The organism is Levilactobacillus senmaizukei DSM 21775 = NBRC 103853 (genome assembly GCF_001592085.1).
Taxonomy (GTDB): domain Bacteria; phylum Bacillota; class Bacilli; order Lactobacillales; family Lactobacillaceae; genus Levilactobacillus; species Levilactobacillus senmaizukei.
The window spans coordinates 1-2,301 of record NZ_BCWD01000050.1 but is presented as its reverse complement, the minus strand read 5'-3'; the positions used below and the strand labels follow the sequence as shown (position 1 = coordinate 2,301).

At 35.7% G+C, this 2,301-nt stretch carries 1 protein-coding gene; it reads left to right on the top strand.

Translation table 11 applies throughout. The features are described from left to right. The first annotated feature begins 210 nt into the window (after positions 1 to 210). Positions 211 to 2,247 (top strand): KUP/HAK/KT family potassium transporter, encoded by a 2,037-nt coding sequence (locus tag LSE01S_RS10505; RefSeq protein WP_061777579.1) that lies wholly within the window; start codon positions 211 to 213, stop codon positions 2,245 to 2,247. Positions 2,248 to 2,301 lie beyond the last annotated feature (54 nt).

The window sequence follows — 2,301 nt, the reverse complement described above, 5'->3', positions numbered from 1 at the left end:
ACACATATTGGAGTCGGTTATCAGATGGTTCAACTAGATAGTTAAGAATAGAATGCCCATAATTTATGGTTTCAATCAGTATATCGTAAATTATGAGCTTCTTTAAAGTGATTTCATTATGATGTATATGGCATAGTTGCTTTTCTTCGTGTTTAGGCTTACTATTTTGCAGTGCTATATTTCAATAATTAGCGTTGGGGGCAAGCAAATATGAATAAGCAACTAGAACGTGTTTCTTTTGCGGGGGCACTTGTTACTTTAGGAATTGTGTACGGTGATATTGGCACTTCACCATTGTATGTTATGAATGCATTGATTGGTGACGCCGGTAAAATGGGAAATATTTCTCCCAATTACGTGATTGGATCGATCTCGTTGATTTTTTGGACATTAATGATCATTACAACGTTGAAGTATGTTGTCATTGCAATGCAAGCCGATAATAAGCGTGAGGGCGGAATTTTTGCTTTATATGCATTGGTTCGAAAAAATTCAAAATGGTTAATTTGGCCAGCCTTGATTGGTGGGGCGGCCATTTTGGCCGATGGAACATTAACTCCTGCAGTAACTGTGACTTCAGCCATTGAGGGATTAAAAAAACAACACCTTGGCCCTGTGGTGTTTAGTAATTCTCAACATAACGTCTTGATTATCACAACAGTTGTTCTACTCGTATTATTTATGATTCAACGTTTTGGAACAGGTGTGATTGGGAAATCCTTTGGACCAGTGATGATTTTATGGTTTGGCTTTTTGGCTGTCTTTGGAATCGTTAATCTAATCAATTATCCAATGATATTGAAGGCTATTTCTCCTTATTATGCAATTAGGGTACTATTCAGTCCAGTTAACAAAGTGGGAATCTTTATACTTGGAAGTATCTTTTTGGCAACCACAGGAGCAGAGGCTTTATATTCCGATATGGGTCACGTTGGCAAGCAGAATATTTATGTAACATGGCCACTAGTATATAGTACCCTATTTTTAAATTACTTAGGTCAGGGTGCTTGGATAATTAGACATGCAGGTGATACTGCTTACAGGAACTTATCGAACTTAAATCCCTTTTATGAAATGCTCCCTGGAACTTGGCGCCTAGTTGGCATTTTGCTAGCCACACTCGCTGCAATTATTGCCTCTCAAGCGTTGATTACGGGTTCTTACACTTTAGTCAATGAAGCAATTGGCTTAAAATTTTTACCTAGAATGGTTATTAGACATCCAAGTAATATAAAAAATCAAATTTATATTGCAACTGTTAACTGGATGCTATGTATAATAACAATTAGTGTAGTCTGGTTCTTTGGTAGTTCACAAAAAATGGAGGCCGCGTATGGTTTAGCGATCACTATTACCATGCTTATGACTACTGTGCTTTTGCATGAATTCTTAAAGAAACACCTGGCTAAGGGAACAGCACTTATAATTGCCTTGTTTTTTGGCTTTATTGAGTTAATCTTTCTAATTTCAAGTTTGGTTAAGTTTATTCATGGCGGTTATGTTACGTTAACAATCATGTTGGGCATTCTTTATATTATGTGGCTTTGGTACTTTGGAAATAAACGAAGAGACCATTATGAGAAAGAAAGCGAGTATGTTTCACTTCTTGACTATCGTGATCAACTCTCTAAATTAAGCGCAGACAATACAGTACCTTTGTTCACGACTAACTTAGTGTATATGACTAAAATTAAGGGTGATTACCAAATTAAGCGTAGTACCATGTATTCTATTCTCGACAGACAACCTAAAAGAGCTAAAGTTTATTGGTTTGTTACAGTCAATGAAACCAATGCACCTTATGAAAGTAATTATACAGTTGATTTACTTGAGACGCATAATGTTGTTAACGTTCAATTTTACTTAGGGTTTAGGAAACCTCAATCCGTTAGTGTCTATTTACATCAAGTTGTAAATCATCTAGTGGAACAAGGTATTTTAGAACCACAAATACCCACGTATTCAACAGAGCGACAACGGAAAGTCGGCGACTTTAAGTTTGTTATTATAAAGGAACAACCAGCAGATTTAATTGTCAATGATAAGTTAAGCTCGTTAGATAGAAGATTGATTGGTGGGCGCATCTATTTGCAGAAAATTACGGCCTCACCTATTTCATGGTATGGTTTGGAGTTTAGCAATGTCATAGAAGAAAGTTCTCCGTTATTTATTACTCAAAATCAGGATCAATACTTAATCCAAAAGAAAATTTATCATCGAGGCAGATTAAGTAAGACTGAAAAATGAGTATGCAGTAGTTTAAGTGCAACAACTAAGTTAGAAAAATTATATTTAGTTTTA